The organism is Bacillus sp. GZB (assembly GCF_001975995.1).
In the GTDB taxonomy this organism is placed as follows: Bacteria; Bacillota; Bacilli; order Bacillales; family Bacillaceae; genus Bacillus; species Bacillus velezensis.
On record NZ_MTQG01000017.1, the window covers coordinates 500405 to 524795 of the forward strand.

The 24391-nt window shown below is 48.1% G+C and carries 24 protein-coding genes; 17 read left to right on the plus strand and 7 right to left on the minus strand.

Going from position 1 to position 24391, the window contains the following annotated elements:
* The first annotated feature begins 99 nt into the window (after positions 1–99).
* From dxs to spo0A, 6 genes are all read left to right on the plus strand, one after another.
* Positions 100–2001 (plus strand): 1-deoxy-D-xylulose-5-phosphate synthase, encoded by a 1902-nt coding sequence (gene dxs / locus BXO87_RS13630; protein WP_038459154.1) that lies wholly within the window; start codon positions 100–102, stop codon positions 1999–2001.
* On the plus strand, positions 1998–2843 hold the full coding sequence (locus BXO87_RS13635; protein ID WP_007612503.1) for a TlyA family RNA methyltransferase: 846 nt from the start codon (positions 1998–2000) through the stop codon (positions 2841–2843). Before dxs ends, BXO87_RS13635 begins: the two co-directional genes overlap by 4 nt.
* A 96-nt stretch (positions 2844–2939) precedes the next feature.
* Positions 2940–3389, plus strand: coding sequence for a transcriptional regulator AhrC/ArgR (gene ahrC / locus BXO87_RS13640; protein ID WP_003153173.1), 450 nt, complete (start codon positions 2940–2942; stop codon positions 3387–3389).
* A 31-nt stretch (positions 3390–3420) separates the two neighbouring features.
* Positions 3421–5151, plus strand: a complete 1731-nt coding sequence (gene recN, locus BXO87_RS13645) for a DNA repair protein RecN (protein WP_007408359.1) — start codon at positions 3421–3423, stop codon at positions 5149–5151.
* A 163-nt stretch (positions 5152–5314) separates the two neighbouring features.
* Complete coding sequence (gene spoIVB, locus BXO87_RS13650) at positions 5315–6595, plus strand: SpoIVB peptidase (RefSeq protein WP_007408360.1); 1281 nt, start codon at positions 5315–5317, stop codon at positions 6593–6595.
* A gap of 280 nt (positions 6596–6875) precedes the next feature.
* Positions 6876–7676 (plus strand): sporulation transcription factor Spo0A, encoded by an 801-nt coding sequence (spo0A, locus tag BXO87_RS13655; RefSeq protein ID WP_003153177.1) that lies wholly within the window; start codon positions 6876–6878, stop codon positions 7674–7676.
* Positions 7677–7824: 148 nt separating this feature from the next.
* On the opposite strand, the gene alr is transcribed toward spo0A, so the two are convergent.
* The 6 genes from alr to BXO87_RS13680 form a co-directional block, all read right to left on the minus strand.
* Positions 7825–9006: an alanine racemase gene (alr, locus tag BXO87_RS13660; protein WP_047935947.1), complete on the minus strand. Its 1182-nt coding sequence runs from the start codon at positions 9004–9006 to the stop codon at positions 7825–7827.
* Positions 9007–9181: 175 nt separating this feature from the next.
* Positions 9182–9394, minus strand: a complete 213-nt coding sequence (locus tag BXO87_RS13665) for a spore germination protein (protein WP_003153181.1) — start codon at positions 9392–9394, stop codon at positions 9182–9184.
* 125 nt (positions 9395–9519) lie between these two features.
* A complete protein-coding gene (locus BXO87_RS13670) occupies positions 9520–9732 on the minus strand; it encodes a spore germination protein (RefSeq protein ID WP_007408362.1) in 213 nt (70 codons plus the stop codon).
* Positions 9733–9858: 126 nt separating this feature from the next.
* A complete protein-coding gene (locus BXO87_RS13675) occupies positions 9859–10977 on the minus strand; it encodes an NADH-dependent flavin oxidoreductase (RefSeq protein ID WP_032863662.1) in 1119 nt (372 codons plus the stop codon).
* Between the two features lie 93 nt (positions 10978–11070).
* Positions 11071–11208, minus strand: a complete 138-nt coding sequence (locus BXO87_RS20840; RefSeq protein WP_162839613.1) for a hypothetical protein — start codon at positions 11206–11208, stop codon at positions 11071–11073.
* 296 nt (positions 11209–11504) lie between these two features.
* Complete coding sequence (locus tag BXO87_RS13680) at positions 11505–12137, minus strand: helix-turn-helix domain-containing protein (RefSeq protein ID WP_007408365.1); 633 nt, start codon at positions 12135–12137, stop codon at positions 11505–11507.
* A 146-nt stretch (positions 12138–12283) separates the two neighbouring features.
* Between BXO87_RS13680 and ytaF the strand changes: the two genes are divergently transcribed.
* The 10 genes from ytaF (at position 12284) to prpB (ending at position 21857) form a co-directional block, all read left to right on the plus strand.
* Positions 12284–12907 carry a sporulation membrane protein YtaF gene (gene ytaF / locus BXO87_RS13685; RefSeq protein WP_076851359.1) on the plus strand — a complete coding sequence of 208 codons (624 nt, stop codon included), beginning with the start codon at positions 12284–12286 and terminating at the stop codon, positions 12905–12907.
* Between the two features lie 308 nt (positions 12908–13215).
* Positions 13216–13533, plus strand: coding sequence for a hypothetical protein (locus BXO87_RS13690; protein ID WP_032870622.1), 318 nt, complete (start codon positions 13216–13218; stop codon positions 13531–13533).
* An 18-nt stretch (positions 13534–13551) separates the two neighbouring features.
* Positions 13552–14178, plus strand: a complete 627-nt coding sequence (locus tag BXO87_RS13695; RefSeq protein WP_017418119.1) for an N-acetylmuramoyl-L-alanine amidase family protein — start codon at positions 13552–13554, stop codon at positions 14176–14178.
* A gap of 87 nt (positions 14179–14265) precedes the next feature.
* The gene (locus BXO87_RS13700; RefSeq protein WP_047935946.1) at positions 14266–15003 is read left to right on the plus strand and encodes a glycerophosphodiester phosphodiesterase; all 738 of its coding nucleotides are present in this window, start codon (positions 14266–14268) and stop codon (positions 15001–15003) included.
* A 140-nt stretch (positions 15004–15143) separates the two neighbouring features.
* Entirely contained in the window at positions 15144–16325 is a 1182-nt protein-coding gene (locus BXO87_RS13705; RefSeq protein ID WP_012117954.1) for an acetyl-CoA C-acetyltransferase, read from the plus strand.
* Positions 16326–16344: 19 nt separating this feature from the next.
* The gene (locus tag BXO87_RS13710; protein ID WP_038459139.1) at positions 16345–17196 is read left to right on the plus strand and encodes a 3-hydroxybutyryl-CoA dehydrogenase; all 852 of its coding nucleotides are present in this window, start codon (positions 16345–16347) and stop codon (positions 17194–17196) included.
* Positions 17197–17225: 29 nt separating this feature from the next.
* Positions 17226–18359 carry an acyl-CoA dehydrogenase gene (locus BXO87_RS13715; RefSeq protein ID WP_038459137.1) on the plus strand — a complete coding sequence of 378 codons (1134 nt, stop codon included), beginning with the start codon at positions 17226–17228 and terminating at the stop codon, positions 18357–18359.
* A gap of 23 nt (positions 18360–18382) precedes the next feature.
* Positions 18383–19480 (plus strand): citrate synthase, encoded by a 1098-nt coding sequence (gene mmgD, locus BXO87_RS13720; protein WP_038459135.1) that lies wholly within the window; start codon positions 18383–18385, stop codon positions 19478–19480.
* A gap of 25 nt (positions 19481–19505) precedes the next feature.
* Entirely contained in the window at positions 19506–20933 is a 1428-nt protein-coding gene (locus BXO87_RS13725; RefSeq protein WP_161941454.1) for a bifunctional 2-methylcitrate dehydratase/aconitate hydratase, read from the plus strand.
* 18 nt (positions 20934–20951) lie between these two features.
* Positions 20952–21857: a methylisocitrate lyase gene (gene prpB, locus BXO87_RS13730; RefSeq protein WP_015417790.1), complete on the plus strand. Its 906-nt coding sequence runs from the start codon at positions 20952–20954 to the stop codon at positions 21855–21857.
* Between the two features lie 28 nt (positions 21858–21885).
* Here prpB and BXO87_RS13735 read toward each other — a convergent pair whose 3' ends face one another.
* On the minus strand, positions 21886–22128 hold the full coding sequence (locus BXO87_RS13735) for a DUF2627 domain-containing protein (protein WP_007408378.1): 243 nt from the start codon (positions 22126–22128) through the stop codon (positions 21886–21888).
* 153 nt (positions 22129–22281) lie between these two features.
* Here BXO87_RS13735 and BXO87_RS13740 point away from each other — a divergent pair, with 153 nt between their 5' ends.
* Positions 22282–24351, plus strand: coding sequence for a sigma-54 interaction domain-containing protein (locus BXO87_RS13740; protein WP_038459128.1), 2070 nt, complete (start codon positions 22282–22284; stop codon positions 24349–24351).
* Positions 24352–24391: the final 40 nt, after the last annotated feature.

Below are 24391 nucleotides of genomic sequence, written 5' to 3' on the forward strand. Positions count from 1 at the left end.
TAAGCAGTTTCGATGAAAATACAAAGGGAGTCTTTTTCTTTTTTCAAAAAGACACTGTTTAATTTGCAGAAATTCATGCTGAAAGTGAGTTGATCCGCTTTGGATCTTTTATCAATACAGGACCCGTCATTTCTTAAAAAGATGTCAATTGAACAGCTGGAAGAGCTGAGTGAGGAGATCCGCAATTTTCTCATCACATCGCTGTCTGCTTCTGGCGGCCATATCGGGCCGAACCTCGGGGTTGTCGAGCTGACAATTGCGCTTCACAAAGAATTTGACAGTCCGAAAGATAAATTTTTATGGGATGTCGGACATCAGTCCTATGTTCATAAACTGTTAACCGGACGCGGCAAGGAGTTTGAAACCTTGCGCCAATATAAAGGGCTTTGCGGTTTCCCGAAACGCAGCGAAAGCGAACATGACGTATGGGAAACAGGCCACAGCTCAACCTCGCTCTCAGGCGCGATGGGAATGGCTGCCGCCCGTGATATTAAAGGATCGAAAGAATATATCATCCCGATTATCGGAGACGGCGCTTTAACCGGAGGAATGGCGCTTGAAGCGCTGAACCATATCGGTGATGAGAAAAAAGACATGATCGTCATCCTGAATGATAATGAGATGAGCATTGCGCCGAATGTCGGGGCGATTCATTCTATGCTGGGACGGCTTCGCACGGCCGGCAAATATCAATGGGTAAAAGACGAGCTTGAATATTTATTTAAGCGCATCCCGGCCGTCGGCGGAAAATTGGCTGCCACAGCTGAACGGATAAAAGACAGCTTAAAATATATGCTTGTGTCAGGCATGTTTTTTGAAGAGCTGGGCTTTACGTATTTAGGCCCGGTTGACGGTCATTCCTACCACGAACTGTTTGAAAACCTGCAATACGCCAAAAAAACGAAAGGCCCTGTCCTTTTACATGTCATTACGAAAAAGGGCAAAGGCTATAAACCGGCTGAGACCGACACAATCGGCACATGGCACGGAACGGGGCCGTACAAAATCAATACGGGTGATTTCGTCAAGCCGAAAGCCGCGGCGCCTTCATGGAGCGGACTTGTCAGCGGCACCGTGCAGGAGCTGGCGCGTGAGGATGACAGAATTGTCGCCATTACACCGGCCATGCCGGTCGGCTCCAAACTGGAAGGGTTTGCGAAAGAATTCCCTGAACGCATGTTTGACGTTGGAATCGCAGAACAGCATGCGGCGACGATGGCGGCTGGAATGGCGCTCCAAGGCATGAAGCCGTTTCTTGCGATTTATTCGACCTTTTTGCAGCGGGCGTACGATCAGGTCGTCCATGACATCTGCCGTCAAAACGCGAATGTATTTATCGGCATTGACCGCGCCGGTTTGGTCGGCGCTGACGGGGAGACGCATCAAGGCGTTTTTGACATCGCCTTTTTGCGGCATATACCGAACCTCGTTTTAATGATGCCGAAGGATGAAAATGAAGGCCGCCATATGGTCAATACAGCCCTTTCCTACGAGGAAGGTCCGATTGCGATGCGCTTCCCGCGCGGAAACGGACTCGGCGTAAAGATGGATAAAGAGCTGAAAACCATTCCGATCGGAACATGGGAAGTGCTCCGTCCCGGAAAAGACGCGGTCATTTTAACATTCGGTACGACCATTGAAATGGCGCTGGAAGCGGCTGAAGAACTGCAAAAAGAAGGCCTGTCCGTGCGTGTCGTGAATGCGCGGTTCATAAAACCGATTGATCAACAAATGATGAAGGCCATTCTTAATGAAGGTCTGCCGATTTTAACGATAGAAGAAGCCGTGCTTGAAGGCGGATTCGGCAGCACGATTCTCGAATTCGCTCATAACCTCGGCATGTATCATACACCGATTGACAGAATGGGCATCCCAGACCGGTTTATTGAGCACGGCAGCGTAACCGCCCTGCTTGAAGAAATCGGTCTCACGAAGGCTGAGGTTATGAACCGGATAAAACTGCTGATGCCCCCGAAGACACATAAAGGAATTGGATCATGACAGCAAAAAAAGAACGATTAGATGTACTTCTTGTAGAAAAAGGCCTTGCGGAAACGCGGGAAAAAGCGAAACGCGCCATTATGGCGGGCATCGTATACTCAAATGAAAACCGATTGGACAAACCGGGTGAAAAAATCGCCCGGGATCTTCCGTTAACGGTAAAAGGAAACCCTCTTAAATACGTCAGCAGAGGCGGATTAAAGCTTGAAAAAGCCTTGGAAGTGTTTCCTGTCTCGGTAAAAGGCAAAACGATGATTGACATCGGCTCGTCTACAGGGGGATTCACGGATTGCGCCCTCCAAAACGGAGCCGAGCGGTCCTACGCAGTGGATGTCGGCTATAATCAGCTTGCTTGGAAGCTCAGACAGGACGAGAGGGTCGTCGTCATGGAACGGACGAATTTCCGCTATTCCGAGCCTTCCGATTTCACAGAGGGTTTGCCGGAATTTGCGACAATCGATGTTTCTTTCATCTCACTCCGCCTCATTCTGCCGGTTTTAAAAACGCTGCTTGTACCGGGGAGCGATTGTATTGCACTGGTAAAGCCGCAATTTGAAGCCGGACGGGAATCCGTCGGAAAAAAAGGCATTGTCAGAGATCCCGGCGTTCATACTGACGTTCTCCGCCGCATGAATCAATTTGCCGCTTCTGAAGGATATACAGTGAAAGGACTGTCCTTCTCACCGATTACAGGGGGAGACGGCAATATTGAGTTTCTGCTTCATTTGGAATGGGGCGGAGAAGACGGAAACGGCGCTGAACTGCCGGAAGAAGACATTCTCCGTACCGTCCGCGAAGCACATGAAACATTAAAAGCCAAAAAGACAGATGTACCGGAATAATAGGGGGCTATTATTCCTTTTTTCTGCCATCATGTACTTTTTATCAAGAAGCGGTTAACATAATGACAAGAACAGCTTGAAAACAGAGGTGCTTACATGACAAAAGGCCAAAGGCATATAAAAATCAGAGAGCTTATTACAAGCCATGAGATTGAAACGCAGGATGACTTAGTTGACATGCTGAGAGAAGAAGGATATAAGGTAACTCAGGCGACTGTCTCCAGAGACATTAAAGAGCTGCATCTCGTAAAGGTGCCGACAAACAACGGCTCCTACAAATACAGCCTGCCGGCGGATCAGCGGTTCAATCCGCTGTCAAAACTGAAGCGTTCATTAATGGATGCGTTCGTAAAAATTGACTCAGCAAGCCATATGATCGTATTAAAAACGATGCCGGGGAATGCTCAGGCAATCGGCGCTCTGATGGATAATCTCGAATGGGAAGAAATCATGGGCACGATTTGCGGAGATGACACGATCTTAATCATCTGCAGGACGCCTGAAGATACGGAGGGCGTTCAAAGCCGTCTTTTGGAGCTGCTGTAGCGTAATTATCAGATAAAAGGTGGAATGCTGTTTGTTAGCTGAACTATCAATAAAAAACTTTGCCATTATAGAGGAACTGACGATTTCGTTTGAACGGGGGCTCACCGTCCTGACGGGAGAAACAGGGGCCGGCAAGTCAATTATTATAGACGCCGTTTCCCTATTAGTCGGCGGCCGCGGCTCGTCTGAATTTGTCCGTTACGGTGAAACAAAGGCCGAGCTTGAAGGACTGTTTCTTTTGGACAGCGGTCATCCCGTTTTTGAAGTATGCCGTGAGCAGGGAATAGACGCATCTGACGACATGATTGTCATGAGAAGGGACATTAATGCCGGAGGAAAAAGCGTCTGCCGTGTCAACGGAAAATTAGTAACGATTGCGGCTTTAAGGGAGATCGGCAGACTTTTATTAGATATTCACGGACAGCATGATAACCAGCTGTTAATGGAGGACGATAAACACTTAGAGCTGTTGGACAGGTTTGCGGGCGCTGAGGCCGAATCCGCGCTTCAGGCTTACCATGAAGGCTATGAGCGTTATATGAAGCTGCTCAAAAAAGTGAAGAAGCTGTCAGAAAGCGAGCAGGAAATGGCGCATCGGTTAGACCTGATTCAATTTCAGCTTGAAGAAATCGAGTCGGCGAAGCTTGAATTGAATGAAGACGAGCTTCTTCAGGAAGAGCGGAAGCAGATATCCAATTTTGAAAAAATTTATGAATCATTGCAAAACGCCTATAATGCGCTCCGCAGCGAACAGGGGGGGCTTGACTGGGTCGGAATGGCCTCTGCCCAGCTTGAAGATATTTCGGATATCAATGAACCGCTGCAAAAGCTGTCAGAAAGTGTGTCAAGTTCCTATTATCTGCTGGAGGATGCAACCTTTCAGATGCGCAATCTGTTAGATGATCTGGAATATGACCCGGAACGGCTGAATTTTATTGAAACCCGTTTAAACGAAATTAAACAGCTGAAGCGCAAATACGGAGCGACGGTAGAAGACATTTTGGAATACGGCTCCAAAATAGAAGAGGAAATCGATCAAATCGAGAACCGCGACAGCCACCTTGAAGCGCTGAAGAAGGAATTGGAGTCGGTCGGCAAAGATGTGGCCGTAGAAGCCGCCAATTTATCAAAAATCAGAAAAGCTTGGGCTAAGAAACTGGCGGAAGCGATTCATCAGGAATTAAAAAGTCTGTATATGGGCAAATCAACGTTTGATACGGAATTTCTCGTGAAAACCGATCCGTCAGCCAGTGAAGCACCGGTTGTTAACGGGCAGCCCGTGCAGCTTACCCAAAAGGGGATTGACCTTGTGAAGTTTTTAATTTCAACAAACACCGGTGAGCCTTTAAAACCGCTGTCAAAGGTCGCTTCCGGAGGCGAGCTTTCAAGGGTGATGCTGGCGATGAAGAGTATTTTTTCTTCCCAGCAGGATGTCACCTCCATCATCTTTGACGAAGTGGACACCGGTGTAAGCGGGCGGGTTGCCCAAGCCATCGCGGAAAAAATCCATAAAGTATCGACCGGTTCACAGGTGCTCTGCATTACACACCTGCCGCAGGTTGCAGCTATGGCGGATACGCACCTTCTAATCGCAAAAGAATTCAAAGACGGCCGGACGACAACGCATGTCACGCCGCTTTCCAAACAGGACAAGGTAGCGGAAATCGGCCGCATGATTGCGGGCGTCGAAGTGACCGATCTGACAAAACGGCATGCACAAGAGCTTTTAAAACAGGCCGGACAGGTAAAAACGACAGGATAAGCTGCTGATACAGGCAGCTTATTTTTTTGTTCCATTTCTCTAACAGTGTATCCAATGTTTTTCTTCGTATGCCGGTTATAAATCAAGCGCAGGAAGGCAAAAGTATAGATGTAGCAGAAAAAGAAAGTGGTGTGGGATAGGAGCGAGGAGAGTGAAGGAATGAATGCACGATAACATGAGGAAAGCAATAGGTGTAATTCTCCTTGTTTCTTTACTAAGTGTAGGCTTTTTTAAGCCGTTTAAAGAATATTTACTGATACCATCAGAAATGAGCGTCTTTGAAAACCAGACACAGGCCGTTCCGGTCAATGCATCAATAAGCGCTGAAAAGGGCGAATTATCAGAAGCCTTTACGCTGAAAGAAGAGCACGGCCATGCAAACATAACAGGGCAAACACAAGGCCGGTCAGAAGTAGTATATGATCTTGCCGGGTTTCCCATTAAAAAAACAAAAGTGCGTGTCCTTCCAGAATTGAAGGTCATTCCGGGCGGACAGTCCATCGGTGTAAAACTGCATTCAGTCGGTGTTTTGGTGGTCGGTTTTCACCAAGTGATGACAAAGGATGGAAAAAAGTCTCCGGGAGAACAAGCGGGAATTGAATCTGGCGACATCATTATTAAAATGAACGGACATAAAATTGAAAAAATGAGCGACATCGCCCCGTTTATTCAAAAAGCGGGCAAAACCGGTGAATCTTTGGATTTATTGGTGAAACGCGATAAGCAAAAAATCAAAACAAAGCTGATTCCGACAAAGGACGAAGCCGAGGGGAAATATCGAATCGGCCTTTATATCCGCGATTCGGCAGCCGGCATCGGCACCATGACATTTTTTGAACCGAAAACAAAAAAATACGGCGCATTGGGCCACGTCATCTCTGATATGGATACAAAAAAACCGATTGTTGTAGAAGACGGAGAAATCGTCCGTTCAACTGTAACATCGATTGAAAAAGGAAAAGGCGGCAATCCCGGCGAAAAACTGGCAAGGTTTTCGTCAGAACGGAAAACGATCGGCGATATTAACCGCAACAGCCCGTTCGGCATCTTCGGGACACTGCATCAGCCGATTAAAAACAACATTTCCGACAAAGCGCTTCCGATTGCTTTGTCAAATGAAGTGAAAAAAGGACCTGCGCAAATGCTGACGGTTATCGAAAACGATAAAGTAGAGAAATTTGATATTGAAATCGTCAGCACCACGCCGCAAAAATTCCCGGCGACAAAGGGAATGGTGTTGAAAGTGACAGATCCGAAACTGCTGAAAAGAACCGGCGGAATCGTTCAGGGGATGAGCGGAAGCCCGATCATCCAGAACGGAAAGGTCGTCGGAGCCGTAACCCACGTATTTGTCAATGATCCGACAAGCGGCTACGGCGTTCATATCGAATGGATGCTGTCTGAAGCGGGTGTTGATGTTTACGGGAAAGACAAAGCAAGCTGACTGCCGGATGATCCGGCAGTTTTTTTATGTGATGCGTTCTTCACTTCTTTCCTGGATTCATGTAAAATAAGACATGAAGATTTTTCGACAAATTCACGTTTCCTGATTTGTCAAACTTAATTTTTAGTCGAAAAACCTAGAAAATGCTAGAAAAACAAAGATATACCACTATTATTGGTAAATATGGATTTTTTAAAAGGGGAAGTAGTGGTTTTGTCGAATGTAACATGTAGCAGTCAAATGGGTTGCGTCCTGTTAATACATTGGGGGAGGAAGAAACGTGGAGAAAATTAAAGTTTGTGTTGCTGATGATAATCGAGAGCTTGTAAGCCTGTTGAGTGAATATATAGAGGGACAGGATGATATGGAAGTGATCGGCGTTGCTTATAACGGACAGGAATGTCTTTCTTTGTTTAAAGATAAGAATCCAGATGTGCTCGTTTTAGACATTATCATGCCGCATCTGGACGGACTTGCGGTTTTGGAGCGTCTGCGGGAATCAGAGCTCGAGAAGCAGCCGAACGTCATCATGCTGACGGCATTCGGTCAGGAAGACGTTACGAAAAAAGCCGTCGATTTAGGCGCGTCCTATTTCATCCTGAAGCCGTTTGATATGGAAAACCTTGTCGGCCATATTCGCCAGGTAAGCGGAAATGTCAGCAGTGTCACACACCGTGCGCCGTCTGCGCAAAGCAGCATTATCCGCAGCCAGCCTGAGCCGAAGCGGAAAAATCTCGATGCCAGCATTACAAGCATTATCCATGAGATCGGTGTGCCTGCCCATATCAAAGGCTATCTTTATTTGCGTGAAGCCATTTCCATGGTGTATAACGATATTGAACTCCTCGGCAGCATCACAAAAGTCCTTTATCCCGACATCGCCAAAAAATTCAACACGACCGCAAGCCGTGTAGAACGGGCCATCCGCCACGCCATTGAAGTCGCATGGAGCAGGGGAAATATTGATTCCATTTCTTCACTGTTCGGATATACGGTAAGCATGACAAAAGCAAAGCCAACCAATTCAGAGTTCATCGCGATGGTTGCTGACAAGCTGAGATTGGAGCATAAAGCTTCGTAACGCAAGCTTTTGGCTAAATGTCTTTTTCGCGCCTTCTATTCCGTGCATGAACGCGGAAGAGAAGGCGTTTTGAAATTTTGCTGACGAAAACAATGGAAATCACTCACGCCGGTACTTGTTCTATACATAAATGCGGGATCTATGCCGTCTACACGTATAATACCGGAGCTGATATTTTAATGATTTTGCCGTCTCTGAAATAAAAGCGGGGGACGCGGCGGCTTAACACAGATAAGACTTCGTAGCTGATCGTACCGAGCATTTCGGCAATTTCATCAACGGAAATCTCGGCTCCTTGTTGTTTACCGTAGATGACGACTTCTTCTCCTTGTTTGCCCTCATTCTCACCTAAACTGACCATGATCATATCCATTGTCACTCTCCCCGCCACCGGCACCCGTCTGCCGCGGTGAAGAATAAACCCGCGGTTGGACAGGGCGCGGGAGTAACCGTCAGCATAGCCGATTGGAATCGTCGCGATGGTTTCACCAGGTTCGGCGATATATGTGGCGCCATAACTGACGGTCCGGGGATCTGTCACCATGGCTTTCACATAAGCGATACGCGCCTTTAAACTTAGTGCGGGTGTGAGATCCACGAGGTTCAGTTCCTTTATCGAGGCGGACGGATATAAACCATATAACCCAATGCCTAAACGGATCATGTCGGCGCTGAATTCCGGGAATGCGATAGCGGCGGCTGTATTGCACATATGCACGGTAGGCAGCGTAATGTCTTGATTTTTTAAAAAGCGGAGAAAGCTGATAAACTTTTCGTGCTGCAGCATCGTCAGCTCAGTGTCCGGTTCATCCGCTGTTGAAAAATGTGTAAAGATGCCATCCCATGACAGATATGTACTCGACTTGAGCGCTTTCACCACTGCTAAAAGATCTTCTTCCGTACGCACACCCAGCCGGCCCATTCCCGTATCCACATTGATATGAATGGACAGCCGTTTCGAATCTGCTTCTTTTTCCAATATCCGATTCGCTTTTTTGATCCAGCTGACTTGAAACGCTGATAATGTTATGTTCCAAACGGCAGATTTTTTCACACAGCTGAGAGCTGTGAAGCCGAGCACAAGAATAGGTGCCGTAATTCCCGCTCTCCGTAACACAATTCCCTCTTCGACACTTGCGACAGCGAGCTCGCTCGCCCCGCTTTCCAGTGCCTGCCGCGCTACTTCCACAGACCCGTGGCCATAAGCGTTCGCTTTTACGACGGCCATAATTTTAGACGTATTCGGAATATGGCGGCGGATCGCCCGTACATTCTTTTTTATCGCATCAAGGTCAACTTCAATCCAAACTTCCCGGCAAAGTTTTTTCATCACGATTCCTTCTTTCCTTAATGAGATTCAGTACTCATGCTTTCAATCTGCATTCTATTCATCTTTAACTGAAATCATTCAAAACATGGAAAGGTGATCGCTGATGTTTAAAATCAAGTTTTCGGGAAATCAGTGTGCCTGCTTTATTTATGCAGTTAGGGCTGCTTGGCAGCCCTTAAATTGACTTTACAATATTCTGATCTGAAAATTGATGTTCAAACATTTTGGACTGGCTTACAGCATTGTTTTGAATGACAATGCCGATATTTCCCCCTCCGGCACCGAAAACGGTTTTTGATGCAGTCAGCGGACTGATGGATATGGCGCCGCCAACATTGACAACTCCGTTTCCTGATACGTTGTTTATCGTAATCGGGCAACCGCTCATTCTATTTTTTCTCCTTTCTCTCACAGTCTACTAACTATATGTACGCTGTGATATGGAATAAGATTAAACAAAACGGCAAAAAGAATCCGGCTGCTGCCAGCCGGAAAGGGAGGGAAATACGGATGTCATAGTGTTTTCGTTACATTTTGATCAGAGTATTGAGAGCTTGAAGATTGAGATGTGCTGGATTGATTCATTTGCAGGACCATCCCTGTATTTCCCCCACCTGAGCCGTAGACGGTTTTTGATACGGTTAAAGGACTTATCGAAAACGCACCGCCGACATTGACAACCCCGTTTCCGGAAAGACTGTTAATCGTAATAGGAAAACCAGCCATCATATACGGTCTCCTTTCTATTAATCTATTTACTATATGTACGCTGTGTGTTAGAAATAGGAGTAAACAAAGCGGTAAAAACTTGTAAATCAAAAAAACTGCCGGACATCCGGCAGTTTTTTTAGTCTACTTTTCAAACGGCACCCAGCCGCCTGTATTCTGAATCATTTCCCATAACGGTTCAGGAAGTCGGTATTTCTCAATTTCAGATGCTTGAATGGCTTTTTCGATTTCCTGTTCGCGGCCTTCTTTGACCAGCACCGCCCATTCGGGGTTAATCAAAATGACACGTCCCAGAGCCACCAGCGGAATTCCGCTTTCTAATACAGCAAGCGCTTCGTCCGCGGTATAGATGGAACCGACGGCCATCAGCGGCACTTTATGGCCGACGCGTTCGTTTAATAAATCCATCCGCGTCCGTGAAGTATCCGCTCCGCGGCGGGCTTTGGAATTGACATCCATCAGTGAAATATGCAGATAATCCAAGTTCTCTTCCGCAAGCGCGTCAGCGAGCATGAATGTTTCTTTCATTGTAAGCCCCGGTGTTTCCGGCTCTTCCGGTGACAGGCGGTAGCCGAGAACGAATGGATTTTCAGCGTGTGTATCAATTGCCTGTTTGACAGCGTCAACGACTGCAAGCGGGAACGCAAGGCGCTTTTCATCGCTTCCGCCCCAGCGGTCTGTGCGCCGGTTTGTTTTCGGTGAATAAAATTGGTGAATCAGGTACCCGTTTGCCCCGTGAATTTCAACACCGTCAAAGCCGGCTTCAATCGCTCTGCGTGTCGCTTCGCCGAATGCTTTCACGATGTGCTCAATTTCTTGTTCGGTGAGAGCCCGGGACGTTTGTCTCCCGTCTTCTTCTGAGCCGCTCGGACTGACGACGTCGTTGTTTGGCACGAGTTCAGGAGGGCATTCCAATCCTCCGTGGTGAATCTGCACAACGGCTTTCGCTCCTTGAGACTGGATCGCCTGAGCGAGTTTTTTCAAGCCGGGAATGTGAGAATCATCATAGATGCCGGGCTGGCCTGGAAACGCTTTGCCGTCCGGCGTTACGTTTGCACATGCCGTAATAACCATGCCCATTTCTTTTGAACGGGGAGTAATGTAGCTTAATTCACGGTCGGAAATCGTTCCGTCATCATTTGATGAATAGTGTGTCATCGGTGCGACTGAAATGCGGTTTGGTATGGTGACGCCGCTTTCGAACGTAAAAGGTTCAAACAGCGGTTTATAAGTTTGCTTCATCATTTCGCCTTCTTCCTTAGGAGTTTAACTCGTCCGTATTCTAGCTTATGTTTTAATTGTGTGCAATTATTTTGCTTGTTCTTCTTCCTGAGGTTATGACCGGCTGAACCATCTAAACGAATGAAACGGTTTTCTCCGTTCCTTTTCAGGATCTTTATATCCTCCTGAAATTTGATGGCCGATCGAGCTGAATATGACAGCGGCGGCGAAGAGGAGAATGATTTTTTTCATATGCATATCTTCTTTCTTATCTTTTACAAGGTTATTTATAAGCATACGCTTGTGCGAAAAAACCGTCAATTTGTTTTTATTTATTCTTTTTTCCACTTTCCTGCGGCGAATATCGTTCCGATCTGAATCACAACACTTAACAGAGCGCACACTGCCACAACTGTGTTGCTGTCCATAGAAGACACCCTCCTTTTTGTTAGGTTGATGTATCATATGACAGCTGTCTCTGTTTTGACAAAACCGTAATGCGGTGTTTCATATTTTTCAACACAAAAAGGGCGCTTTTTTAAGCGCCTTTACTTTTTTTTCAGCCGGTTCAAAGCGATTTGAACGGCGATGGCGTCATCCAGGTAGCCGATCGGAAACATGTAATCCGGAATGACGTCGGTCGCTAAAATATAATACAGCAGCGCGCTCCCGAGAATCGCGCGGTCTTCAGCCGGTGTTGATTCATCCATATACTGATGATGCATGTTTTTCAAATGATCAATAAAAGGGCCGACGCTTTCTTCATTGTCCATTTTCTTTTGAAACTCATCGCAAATCAGGCGATGGCCCTGCTGGGTTTTGGCATATTGTTCATATCTGGTCAGTTCGCGCTCAATTTGCTCCCGGGAAAAAGGCTGATCAAACATCTCGGCCATATTCAGCATATCCTGAATCGCGTGCATCGGGTCTTGCGGCGCAGCTTCTTTTTCATGGCCGATGTCTATGCCTGACGCCTCAAGCAATTCCTCCAGCGGGGTGCGGAGATGTTTTGAAAATTCCTGAAGATGCTTTAAATTGGCCTTCTGCTTGCCGTTTATAATCCGGGAGATGGTGGCCGTATCAATGTTTGTTAAGGCGCCGAGTTTTCTCATGGAGAGCGAGTGCTTATCAAGCAGTGATTTTAAAAGGGGCCCCAGTGTCGTATTTTTATTTTCTGTCAAGGGTGTCACCTCGTTTCCGCCGGAATGATGATCATTAATCAATAATTTTTGCAGAAAAGGTACCTTTTCTGTGCTGCTGAATAGGATAGTGTAGATTCAACGGCACAACATGTTGAAAAGACATCAAAGAATGGAGAGAAACGAACATGGCTTGGTTATTGATTTTAGGTTTGGCAGTGTCCTCGAGCATTGATAATTTAGGAGTGGGGATGTCATACGGCATCAGAAAAATCAAAATATTGCATGCGTCAAATATGATGATCGCTTTTATCTGTTTTGTATTCAGTTATATCGGAATTTATTTCGGCAAATGGATTTCAGCCGTTTTACCGGGCTTTCTTCCTGTATTGCTGGCGGCGTTTATTTTATCTGTCATCGGTATCCGCATCATTCTGCTGGCTGTGCCGAGAAAAACAGCGCGTGTTGGCGCGTCAGGAAAAAAAGGCCGTTTTGCCGGTCTGCTGCAAAATCCGGAGGCAGCGGATGCCGACGGTTCGGGAGAAATCGGTATATTGGAATCCATGGTTCTCGGGGTGGCCGTATCCGCAAATGCGCTGACCAACGGATTAAGCGCGGGGTTGATCGGGCTTTCTCCCGCTGCCATTTCCATTACTGCGGCGGTCGGAAGCTTTTTGACCATATGGATCGGCTGCTCGCTTGGAAAAAAAGCCGCGTCATTGCGCATCGGTTCTTTTCACGTCGGACAGTTCAGCACGGTGCTGAGCGGAGTGATTATTCTCATCATTGCCGCCAATACGCTGCTCTTTTAAGTTGTCCCGTTCATTTTATGAAAAGCTCAAAATAAATATGAATGTTTCTATTCGGGAGAGCGCATGACGCGGCTCTCTTTTTTTGCCGATCTGATATTTTTTCAAAATGAACAGAAAGTCGTCCGTTTCCGTTAAATTCTGCATATTCGGCCTTCAGACAGAACTTTTTTCATAGACTGATCAGCTTGTTTTCTTTCTAAGTTCAGGTAAACAGCAGGTCAGATAGCCTTCATTCCAAATATGGAAAAGCGTTGGAGGAATGGAGGCTCCCTTTACAAATCGGTCATTCTGTTCAAAGATAAAGCCGAATGAGAAAACGTGAGGTGATCTGTGTGAAGTCTGTCATACTTCTGATCTTCACCGCATGGCTGTTATCAGGCTGCGAGTATACCGCGGAGGCTGATGCGGCGCCGTCATTTACACAGGAAGGAACATTTATAAAATCGGCCGGAAACGATACGATCGCGGTCGAAATTGACGGAGAAAGGCAAGAGGTGAAGGTGCCTTTCGCTAAGCGGTTTGAATGTCAGTCTCTGCCTGAACATACGGCGGTGCAAATCACCTATAAAAAAGAGAGCAACGGACAATTACGGCTTGAGGAACTGAAAAAAGAAACAGATATGTGAAAACGGGGAGGAAAAAACGTGGGTTTACTGACAAAAAGCGCTGCTGCCTTCGGTGCCGCTCTTCTTCTGCTTGCGCCGTCTGCTTATGCAGCTGAACCTTTGCAAGGGAAAACCATTTATATCGATGCCGGACATGGCGGAGAAGACAGCGGGGCCGGCGGAAATGGACTGCTTGAGAAAAACATCAATTTAGCGGTGTCAAACAAGGTGATCGCCAAATTGGAGACAGAAGGCGCAAAACCTGTTGCTTCAAGGACTGACGATACTTTTTTACGTTTGGACGAGCGGGTGGCGAAAGCAAGCGCCAGCCAATCCGATTTATTCGTCAGCCTCCATACGAATTCAGCCGTCTCAACGGCATCGGGCACGGAAACGTATTTTAATTCGACATATGAAGGAGCAGACAGCGAAAGGCTTGCTTCCGACATCCAGCAGCAGCTTGTCACGTCTTTAGGAATGAAGGACAGAGGCGTAAAAGAAGCTCCTTTTTATGTCATTACATATTCAAAGATGCCGAGTGTGCTGGCTGAATTAGGTTTTATCACAAATCCTCAAGATGCGGACAAGCTGAAAAGCGATAACGGACAAGAGCACGCCGCGGACGCCGTTGTAAACGGAATCGAAACCTATTACAGCGGACGGTAATTATAAAATATGTGTAAATAGCGCCCTCCTTATGTGCATAACGATTATAATAGAGAAAACCGATGACAAACACCTGAGGTGACACATATGACGAATATTTTTGCCCACCGGGGGGCGTCGGGCGACTGCCCTGAAAATACGATGCCCGCGTTCAAAAAAGCGATTAAGGACGGGGCTGACGGAATCGAACTTGATGTACAGATGACAAAAGACGGCCGGATCGTGGTCATTCACGATGAAACCCTCGACCGCACGACGTCTTTGAAAGGATTTGTGAAAGATACGGCGTATGACAAAATCAGAACCGCCGATGCCGCCGGAAAATGGAAAGATGCTTTTAAAGGTGTCAGAATTCCGCTTTTGTCAGATGTGCTGCGTTTTGCGGAACGTGCTGATTTTCTGATAAACATTGAGCTGAAAAACAGTGTATTCCGTTACGAAGGAATGGAAGAAGAAGTGATTAAAAAAGTCAGATATTACGGACTGGAAAAGCGCGTTATTTTTTCTTCATTTAATCATGAGAGTCTCGCGGTTTGCCACGCCCTGGCGCCTGAAATTGAACGGGCGGTGCTGACAATGGATGTGCTGTACCGGCCTGAACGGTATCTTGCCGCCATTCCCGCTTCGGGTTATCATCCGAAGCTCGGTACGCCGGCGGTGAGCGCTGAAGTGATCAAACATCTTGCAAAACACCAAGCGGCGCTCCGTCCGTTCACCGTCAATCGTCCTGAGGATATGAAGCAGCTGATGAAAGCGGGAGCAGACGCAATTTTCACCGATTATCCAAAGCTGGCTGTTTCTATAAAAGAAGAATGCCGCAGCTGAGAAGACTGTTCAGACAGTCTTCTTTTTTTATGGGCGGGAAAAAGGCGGTGCACTCATAACTCGGTCAGCCGGTTCATATATTGTAACAGGGCGTTTTGTGTAAGCGTTATCTTTTATCTTATTGAAAGTGAGGCAAAATTGTGGGAAAAACGGTTATCGTCAGTGCGGCAAGAACGCCGTTCGGAAAATTTGGCGGCGCATTAAAAGAGGTAAAGGCGGCCGAGCTTGGCGGCATTGCCATAAAAGAAGCAATCAAGCGCGCCGCTATCAGTGAAAGCGAAGCGGAAGGAGCGGTGATGGGAATGGTCGTCCAGGCGGGTGCCGGGCAGATTCCGGCACGGCAGGCTGCAAGATATGCCGGGCTTCCGTGGTCCGTTCCGGCTGAAACCATTAATAAGGTCTGTGCATCAGGGCTCAGGGCCGTTACCATCTGTGATCAAATGATCCGGGCGAAAGATGCGGACGTGCTGATTGCAGGCGGAATGGAAAGCATGAGCAACATTCCGTACGCCATTCCGGCCGGCCGCTGGGGTGTGAGGATGGGGGACGGGGTGTTTCAGGATTTAATGGTTCATGACGGGCTGACCTGTGCGTTCGACCAGGTGCATATGGCTGTCCACGGAAGCACTGCGGCCAAAAAGTACGGCATTTCCCGGGATGAACAGGATCATTACGCTCTTTTGAGCCAGAAACGCGCGGCTGAGGCGGCCGAGGCGGGCAAATTGCGTGAAGAAATTGTCCCCGTCACCTGGACCGGCAAAAAGGGCAAACAGCATACTGTTGAAGCGGATGAGGGGCTGCGTCCTGATACGAGCCTTGAGCAGCTTGCAGCGCTCAAGCCAATTTTTACAGCCGACGGAACGGTTACAGCCGGAAACGCTCCCGGTGTAAATGACGGGGCCGGAGCATTTGTGCTGATGTCAGAGGAAAAAGCCGCAAAGCAGCATGTCAGGCCGCTCGCAGCGATACTTGGCTTTGCGTCAGTCGGACTGGAAGCGTCCGAGCTGGCAAGCGCGCCGGGAGAGGCCATCAGCCGGCTTTTGACAAAAACCGGACTGTCCGTTGACGATATTGATTTGTTTGAAGTAAATGAAGCATTTGCGTCCGTCGTGCTGGTGAGTGAAAAAATAGCCGGGTTCAGCCGGGAAAAAGTGAATGTAAACGGAGGGGCAATCGCGTTCGGCCACCCGATCGGCGCAAGCGGAGCAAGAATCATCATGAGTTTAATATACGAATTAAAGCGTCGCGGAGGGGGGTTAGGCGTAGCTGCTATATGCAGCGGAGCGGCTCAAGGAGATGCCGTCCTGCTTGAGGTGTACTGATCAAAGGAGGGAGCGCCGGATGAAGATGAAAACAATCATGGTCGCAGGTGCGGGTCAGATGGGAGCAGGCATCGCGCAGACGGCTGCAGAAGCCGGGTTTGCCGTCAAGTTATACGATTGGGAGCCGGAAACGGTAACAAAAGGTCTTCACCGCATAAAGACAAACCTGGAGAAAGAGCAGGCAAAAGGACGGAAGTCACAGCAGGAGACAGATGCCGTTTTCAGCCGTATTTCCCCGGCAGAACTCACAGAAGCGGAAGATGCTGATTTTATAATTGAAGCCATTGCCGAAAACAAAAAAGCAAAAGCAGAATTGTTTGACACACTTGATAAAATCTGTCCCCCTCATGCCGTATTGGCAAGCAATACGTCTTCTCTTCCCATTACAGAACTTGCCGCGGCCACAAAAAGGCCTGAAAAAGTAATCGGCATGCATTTTATGAATCCGGTTCCTGTCATGGAGCTTGTCGAAGTCATCAGAGGACTCGCCACATCGGAAGAAACGGCGGAAACAGTAAAGAAGCTTGCCGTCCGGATGAATAAAACCCCTGTCGAAGTCAATGACTTCCCGGGCTTTATATCTAATCGCATATTAATGCCGATGATTAACGAAGCCGTTTATTGCCTTTACGAAGGAGCAGCTTCAAAGGAAGCGATTGATGCGGTGATGAAGCTCGGCATGCGGCACCCGATGGGTCCTTTAACTTTAGCTGACTTCATCGGGCTGGATACGTGCCTTTCCATTATGGAGGTTCTCTATGCGGGGCTCGGAGATCCGAAATACCGCCCATGCCCTCTGCTCAGAAAATATGTCAGCGCCGGCTGGCTCGGCAAAAAAAGCGGGCGCGGTTTTTATGAGTACGGCAGATGACGTAAAGATCATGAGGGGAGACGGCAGCCATGCATTTTACAGAAGAGCACATCATGATGAGAAAAATGGTGCGTGATTTTGCCCGAAAGGAAATCGCGCCGATGGTTGAGCTCATGGAATCAACAGATGAATTTCCGGAGCGGCTGATTAAAAAAATGGGCGAAGCGGGATTGATGGGCATTCCCGTCCCGGAAGCTTACGGCGGGGCGGGTGCTGATACAACATCTTACATTTTAGCGATTCATGAAATATCAAAAGTCAGCGCGGCCGTCGGCGTCATTTTATCCGTCCACACATCGGTAGGGACAATCCCGATTTTGCATTTCGGGACAGAAGCCCAAAAACAAACGTATATTCCGAAGCTGGCAGCGGGCGAATATATTGGGGCTTTTGCGCTTACTGAGCCTCAATCCGGATCTGATGCGGGAGGCCTGAAAACAACGGCCGTGCGAAAAGGCGGTTCATATATTCTGAACGGTTCAAAAATCTTTATTACAAACGGCGGAGCGGCAGATCTGTATCTGACATTCGCCATAACCGATCCGGGTAAGGGGAGAAAGGGGATTTCAGCGTTTATCGTTGAAAAAAACACACCCGGTTTTTCTATCGGAAAAAAAGAAAAAAAGCTCGGATTGTTAGGTTCCAATACTGTCGAATTGCAGTTTGACCAAGCGGAAATTCCGATTGAAAACCGGCTCGGCGAAGAGGGCGAAGGCTTTTCAATCGCCATGAAAAACCTTGAAGTCGGACGGATCGGCATAGCGGCTCAGGCGCTCGGGATTATCGAAGCGGCGCTCGGCTGCTCGGTGGAGTACGCCAAAACCCGCAGCCAGTTCGGCAGACCCATCGCTTCGAATCAGGCCGTTTCATTTAAATTATCTGACATGGCGACGAATGCGGAAGCTGCCAAATTATTGGTCTATCATGCTGCTGATCTGTATCAGCAAGGGCTTCCGTGCGGAAAAGAAGCATCTATGGCGAAGCAATTCGCGTCCGATGCGGCGATGAAAGCGGCGGTGGAGGCTGTGCAGATTCACGGCGGCTACGGCTATATGAAAGAGTATCCCGCGGAGCGTTTATTTCGGGATGCGAAAGTCACGCAAATCTATGAAGGAACCAATGAGATTCAAAGGCTGATTATTTCTAAGTATCTTCTTCAATAAAAAGTGCGCAAAGGAGCGAAACCATGGAATCTTATTCTCCCGGTTTAGATGGCGTCATTGCGGTGGAAACGGGGATTTCTTTCCTGGATACACAGCAGGGCAGTATTTTAATCAAAGGCCACGATCTGATTGAGCTTTCTAAAACGGCCGGCTATATGGACATTGTTCATCTCTTATTGGAAGACAGACTTCCTGATGCGAAAGAGAAGGCAACGCTTGAAGAAGACGTTCGGCGCGGCGGACACCTTCCCGAGGAAATCTTGCACATATGCCGTCTGCTGCCCGAACATACTCACCCGATGGACGGACTGAGGACGGGCTTGTCCGCGCTTGGAGGCTTTGACAAGGACAGCGATGACCGTTCATCTTCCGTAAATCAGCACCGTGTACGCGGACTGATAGGCAAAATGCCGAATCTGACAGTCAACAGCTATCGAGTCATCAACGGGCTGGAGCCTTTGGCGCCGGTCGGAACCTTATCATACAGCGCAAACTTTTTATATATGATTACCGGAAAAACGCCGTCATCTTTGGAAGAAGAAATCTTCGACCGGTCGCTCCTTTTATACAGTGAGCATGAATTGCCGAACTCAACGTTTACGGCCCGTGTCATCGCTTCGACGCAATCGGATATTTACGGCGCGCTGACCGGGGCTGTCGCCTCGCTTAAGGGAAACCTTCACGGCGGCGCGAACGAAGCGGTTATGTACATGCTTGAGGAAGCGAAGGATACAGACGGGTTTACACAATTATTAACTCAAAAACTCGCAAACAAAGAAAAAATCATGGGTTTCGGCCACCGTGTCTACATGAAAAAAATGGACCCGAGGGCGCTTATGATGAAAGAAGCGTTAAAAAAGCTGTCTGATCTTTCAGGTGATTTCCGTCTTTATCATATGTGTGAAGCCGGCGAAACCGTCATGCGGGAGAAAAAAGGCCTTTATCCGAACTTAGATTACTACGCAGCGCCGGTCTATTACATGCTCGGCATCCCGATACCGCTGTACACGCCTATATTCTTCAGCGCACGCACGGTCGGCCTGTGTGCCCACGTCACTGAACAGCACAGCCGAAACCGGCTTTTCCGCCCGCGTGTCCGCTATACCGGAGCGCGCCTGTAAACAGATGAGAAAGGAAGATGAAAACATGACAGAACCCCGCCGAATGGACGCTGTAATCGAAGAGATTTCTGACTACGTGCTCCATCAGGAGATTGACAGTTCAGAAGCTTTCGCTACGGCAGGACATGTGCTTCTTGATACGATAGGCTGCGGAATTTTGGCGCTCAGCTATCCCGAATGTACAAAGCTGCTCGGCCCGATTGTCCCGGGAACCTCCGTGCCCAACGGCAGCAGAGTCCCGGGCACGCCTTTTGTTTTAGACCCGGTCACGGCTGCTTTTAATATCGGCTGTATCAACAGGTGGCTCGATTATAATGATACGTGGCTTGCTGCGGAATGGGGTCATCCGTCTGACAATCTCGGAGGCATATTGGCTTGTGCGGATTATATATCCAGAGTGCGGATTTCAGAAGGGAAAGAACCGCTTATCGTGCGCGATGTGCTTTGCGCAATGATCAAAGCGCACGAAATTCAAGGAATTCTCGCTTTGGAAAACAGCTTAAACAGAGTCGGGCTTGACCATGTGCTGTTTGTGAAAGTGGCGACTGCGGCTGTTTGCGCGCAAATGCTGGGCGGCTCAAAAGAGGAAATCAATAACGCCGTATCTCATGCCTGGATTGATAATTCAAGCCTCAGAACGTACCGTCATGCGCCGAATACCGGATCACGCAAATCATGGGCGGCCGGCGACGCGACGAGCAGAGGGGTATATTTGGCCCTTATGGCGCACAAAGGTGAAATGGGGTACCCGACGGCTCTGACCGCATCTGGGTGGGGATTTCAAGACGTATTATTTAACCGGCAGGAAATAAAGCTTGCCCGCCCGCTTGGGTCCTATGTGATGGAGAATGTTTTGTTTAAAGTATCCTACCCGGCTGAATTCCATGCCCAGACAGCGGCGGAATGCGCGGTCCGGCTTCATCCGGAGGTGAAAGACCGCATCGAAGACATTGATAGGATCACGATTATGACGCATGAGTCGGCAATCCGGATTATCGATAAAAAAGGGCCGCTTCACAATCCGGCTGACCGGGATCACTGCCTCCAGTACATTACGGCAATCGGGCTGCTTTTCGGAGATATCACGGCGGATCATTATGAAGAGGAAACGGCGTCTGACCCGCGAATTGATACATTGCGGAGCAAAATGGAGGTGACGGAACACAAAGCGTACTCAATAGATTACTTAGACCCGAATAAGCGATCCATCTCAAATGCCGTACAGGTGCATTTTACAGACGGCACGGCTACGGGACGGATTGAATGTGAATATCCGCTCGGGCACCGATTCCGCAGAAAAGAAGCCGTTCCGAAGATTCTTGCCAAGTTTTCAGCAAACATCAGCACTCATTTTTCATTGAAGCAACAGCGGAAAATCGAAGAGGTCTGTAAAGATAGCGGCCGAATGCAGAAGCTCAGCGTTAGTGAATTTATGGACTTATTTCTCGTATAAAATAGGAGGGTGACAAACATGACGTGGATCGTCAGCAAGCAGTCGTCTCAAGAGGAGCTTGCAGAGCGGTTCCGTACGCTGATGGCAGCGCCGGATCTATTGCAGATTCCCGGCGCTCACGATGCCATGGCCGCTCTTATCGCCAAGAAAACGGGTTTTTCGGCTCTTTATTTATCAGGCGCGGCTTACACGGCGAGCAGAGGGCTGCCCGATTTAGGGATCATCACGTCGGCGGAAATGGCTGAACGGGTTAAAGATCTGGTCCGCTCGTCTGATCTGCCCGTCCTTGTCGATATTGACACGGGTTTCGGAGGCGTGCTGAATGCCGCCCGGACGGCGAAAGAAATGTATGAAGCGCGCGCGGCCGCCGTCCAGATGGAGGATCAGCGCCTGCCGAAAAAATGCGGACATCTGAATGGGAAGCAGCTCGTGCCGATTGAAGAAATGGCACAAAAAATCCAAGCGGTCAAGCGGGCCGCGCCGACTCTTCTTGTTGTTGCGAGAACAGACGCCAGGCAGCAGGAAGGATTGGAGGGGGCATTAAAAAGGGCGTCCGCTTATATAAAAGCGGGTGCTGACGCTGTTTTTCCGGAAGCGCTCCAATCCGAAAGTGAATTCAGAGCGTTTTCCAAACAAATCAGTGTGCCGATTCTCGCAAACATGACTGAATTCGGAAAAACGCCGTATTACAGTGCTGATGAATTTTCCGATATGGGCTGTCAGATGGTCATTTACCCGGTCACGTCACTCAGAACGGCAGCCAAGGCTTTTGAGCGTATTTTCCGCCTTCTGAAAGAAGAAGGCTCGCAAAAAGAGGGGCTTTCGGATATGCAGACGAGAAAAGAATTATATGAAACGATCGCTTACGATGACTATGAAGAACTGGATCAATCCATTGCCAAAACAATACTGCCGGACGACTGAAAAAGCCCTTTTTTTGCAAGGGCTTTTTTTACAGCTTTTTTTTCCTGAACCGCGGGCTGACTTGATTGCGTTTCCGATCTCTGTACAGAATAAATCCGGCCAGAACATAAAGGCCGAACAAAAAAAACGCCAATCCGGCCGCCCCCTGAAGAAAAAGGGACGGAAACGGGGAAAACGCATGCCCGAATAATGCATCTCTCATCAGCTTAATGCCGAGCGCCGCGACAGCGCCGGGGAGGACCAGAATCAAAAGCGCAACAAGCCGGCTCATATTCAGAAAACCCCTTTACGATATGTTTTCCTTTATTGTCCAATCGAAAAAATATTTTGTCAAGAGATCAAAACGTGGTAACATAGGGGTTGTGCAAATTATTGCAACGGGAAATACAGGTGTGCAAATTTTTTCATATAAAGGGGTATCGGGATGCAGAAGGTGCTGATTATAGGTGCTGGTAAAGGAGGCACGGCGCTCCTACAGATTTTGATGAAAACAAAGCTGATCCGGATTATTGCGGTGGTTGATCAAGATCCGGAGGCGCAAGGGCTGCAAGAAGCCCGGAAATATGGAATTGCAACCTCATCAGATTGGAAACCCTACATAACTGAAGATATAGATATTATCATCCATACAACAGGCGATAAAGCGGTCATGGATGAGCTGCTCCATGAAAAAAAAGAACAAACCATCGTCATGCCGGGAAAATTGGCGTACATGGTGTTTCAGCTGATGGAGGAAAAACAGCAGCTTATCCAAATGCTGAAGTCGCAGACGTATAAGCATGACCGGATTTTTAATTCAACGCACGACGGCATGATATTTATAGACGTCAACGAAACGATCATTTTATTTAATCAGATGGCAGAAAAAATGGTCGGCCAAAAACGGGAGGATGTCATCGGCCGCCCAATTAAAGATGTAGTGCCGAACACAAAGCTGCCGCGGATTCTGGAAACGAGAGAGCCGGAATATAACCAGAAGCAGCTTCTCGGAAAGCACCTGCAGATTGTCACGACAAGACTGCCGATCATTGATGAAGGCGGAAAACTTCTCGGCGCGTTATGCGTGTTTAAAGACATCACCGACGCAGTTGAACTGGCGGAAGAGGTCACGAACTTAAAACAAATCCGCACCATGCTTGAAGCGATTATACAATCATCAGACGAGGCCATTTCTGTCGTTGATGAAAACGGCATCGGAATGTTAATCAACAAAGCGTATACAAAAATGACCGGGCTGTCAGAAAGCGAAGTCATCGGAAAACCCGCTTCCACCGATATCTCAGAAGGGGAGAGCATGCACCTGAAAGTATTGGGGACAAGGCGGCCCGTGCGGGGTGTGAGGATGAAGGTCGGCCCCAATAAAAAGGATGTTATCGTAAATGTTGCCCCCGTTATTGTGGACGGTATTTTAAAAGGCAGCGTCGGCGTCATTCACGATGTGTCAGAAATTAAAACGCTGACTGCTGAGCTGAATCGGGCGCGCCAGATCATCCGCACGCTTGAAGCGAAATACACGTTTGATGACATTATCGGCACGAGTGAACAAATGCTCGTCGCCCTTGAACAGGCGAAGCTCGGGGCGAAAACGCCGGCGACGATTCTGCTGCGGGGAGAATCCGGCACTGGAAAAGAACTTTTCGCCCACGCCATCCATAATGAAAGCGACCGAAAATACAATAAGTTCATTCGGGTCAATTGTGCGGCCCTGTCTGAATCCCTGCTAGAATCCGAGCTTTTCGGCTATGAGGAAGGCGCGTTTACGGGCGCGAGGCGCGGAGGCAAAAAAGGACTTTTTGAGGAAGCGAATAACGGCAGCATTTTCTTAGATGAAATTGGAGAGCTGACCCAAAGCACCCAGGCAAAGCTGCTCAGAGTTCTGCAAGAAAAAGAAATTATCAGAGTCGGCGGCGCTAAAGCGATTTCTGTCAATGTCAGAATTATCGCAGCGACAAACGTCAATATCGAAAAGGCCATGGCGGAAGGCGCGTTCCGTGAAGACCTGTATTACCGGATTAACCGCTATCCGATCTCAATCCCGCCGCTTCGGCAGCGCAAAGAAGATATTGAAGCGCTGAGCATTCGGCTCATTGAAAAAATCAATCAGGATTACGGCCGCAATGTAAAAGGGCTCACGCCGAACGCGCTGCGAGCTTTATCAGCCTACAGCTGGCCGGGAAACGTCCGGGAGCTTGAAAATGTTCTCGGACGGGCAATGATATTTTTAGAGCCGCACATGGAACGGATCGAACAGCAGCATCTGCCTGTTTTTGAATCAGAGCTGAATGAAAAAAACGGCACCCAAAGTGATTTTCCGGATGTGGAAGGGGAAAAGCTGTCTCAGGCTGTTGAAAAATTTGAAGCGCACGTCATTCAAAAAACGCTTGAAAAGCATAAATTCAACCGAACCAAAACGGCAAAAGCGCTTGGTGTCAGCATTCGGAACCTGTACTACAAAATGGACAAGTACGGCCTTGCAAATGACGGCATGCAATAAATTGCAGAGAAAGCGCAAACAGCTGCATGTTTTCTTGAAA

Bases quoted from the DNA above. Each gene is read 5' to 3' on its own strand.
- BXO87_RS13635 (WP_007612503.1), top strand. From the start codon at position 1,998: ATGACAGCAAAAAAAGAACGATTAGATGTACTTCTTGTAGAAAAAGGC.
- ahrC (WP_003153173.1), top strand. From the start codon at position 2,940: ATGACAAAAGGCCAAAGGCATATAAAAATCAGAGAGCTTATTACAAGC.
- spoIVB (WP_007408360.1), top strand. From the start codon at position 5,315: ATGCACGATAACATGAGGAAAGCAATAGGTGTAATTCTCCTTGTTTCT.
- alr (WP_047935947.1), bottom strand. From the start codon at position 9,006: ATGAAAAAACTTTGCCGGGAAGTTTGGATTGAAGTTGACCTTGATGCG.
- BXO87_RS13665 (WP_003153181.1), bottom strand. From the start codon at position 9,394: ATGAGCGGTTGCCCGATTACGATAAACAACGTATCAGGAAACGGAGTT.
- BXO87_RS13670 (WP_007408362.1), bottom strand. From the start codon at position 9,732: ATGGCTGGTTTTCCTATTACGATTAACAGTCTTTCCGGAAACGGGGTT.
- BXO87_RS13675 (WP_032863662.1), bottom strand. From the start codon at position 10,977: ATGAAGCAAACTTATAAACCGCTGTTTGAACCTTTTACGTTCGAAAGC.
- BXO87_RS20840 (WP_162839613.1), bottom strand. From the start codon at position 11,208: ATGAAAAAAATCATTCTCCTCTTCGCCGCCGCTGTCATATTCAGCTCG.
- ytaF (WP_076851359.1), top strand. From the start codon at position 12,284: ATGGCTTGGTTATTGATTTTAGGTTTGGCAGTGTCCTCGAGCATTGAT.
- BXO87_RS13690 (WP_032870622.1), top strand. From the start codon at position 13,216: ATGAGAAAACGTGAGGTGATCTGTGTGAAGTCTGTCATACTTCTGATC.
- BXO87_RS13700 (WP_047935946.1), top strand. From the start codon at position 14,266: ATGACGAATATTTTTGCCCACCGGGGGGCGTCGGGCGACTGCCCTGAA.
- BXO87_RS13710 (WP_038459139.1), top strand. From the start codon at position 16,345: ATGAAGATGAAAACAATCATGGTCGCAGGTGCGGGTCAGATGGGAGCA.
- BXO87_RS13715 (WP_038459137.1), top strand. From the start codon at position 17,226: ATGCATTTTACAGAAGAGCACATCATGATGAGAAAAATGGTGCGTGAT.
- mmgD (WP_038459135.1), top strand. From the start codon at position 18,383: ATGGAATCTTATTCTCCCGGTTTAGATGGCGTCATTGCGGTGGAAACG.
- BXO87_RS13725 (WP_161941454.1), top strand. From the start codon at position 19,506: ATGACAGAACCCCGCCGAATGGACGCTGTAATCGAAGAGATTTCTGAC.
- prpB (WP_015417790.1), top strand. From the start codon at position 20,952: ATGACGTGGATCGTCAGCAAGCAGTCGTCTCAAGAGGAGCTTGCAGAG.
- BXO87_RS13735 (WP_007408378.1), bottom strand. From the start codon at position 22,128: ATGAGCCGGCTTGTTGCGCTTTTGATTCTGGTCCTCCCCGGCGCTGTC.
- BXO87_RS13740 (WP_038459128.1), top strand. From the start codon at position 22,282: ATGCAGAAGGTGCTGATTATAGGTGCTGGTAAAGGAGGCACGGCGCTC.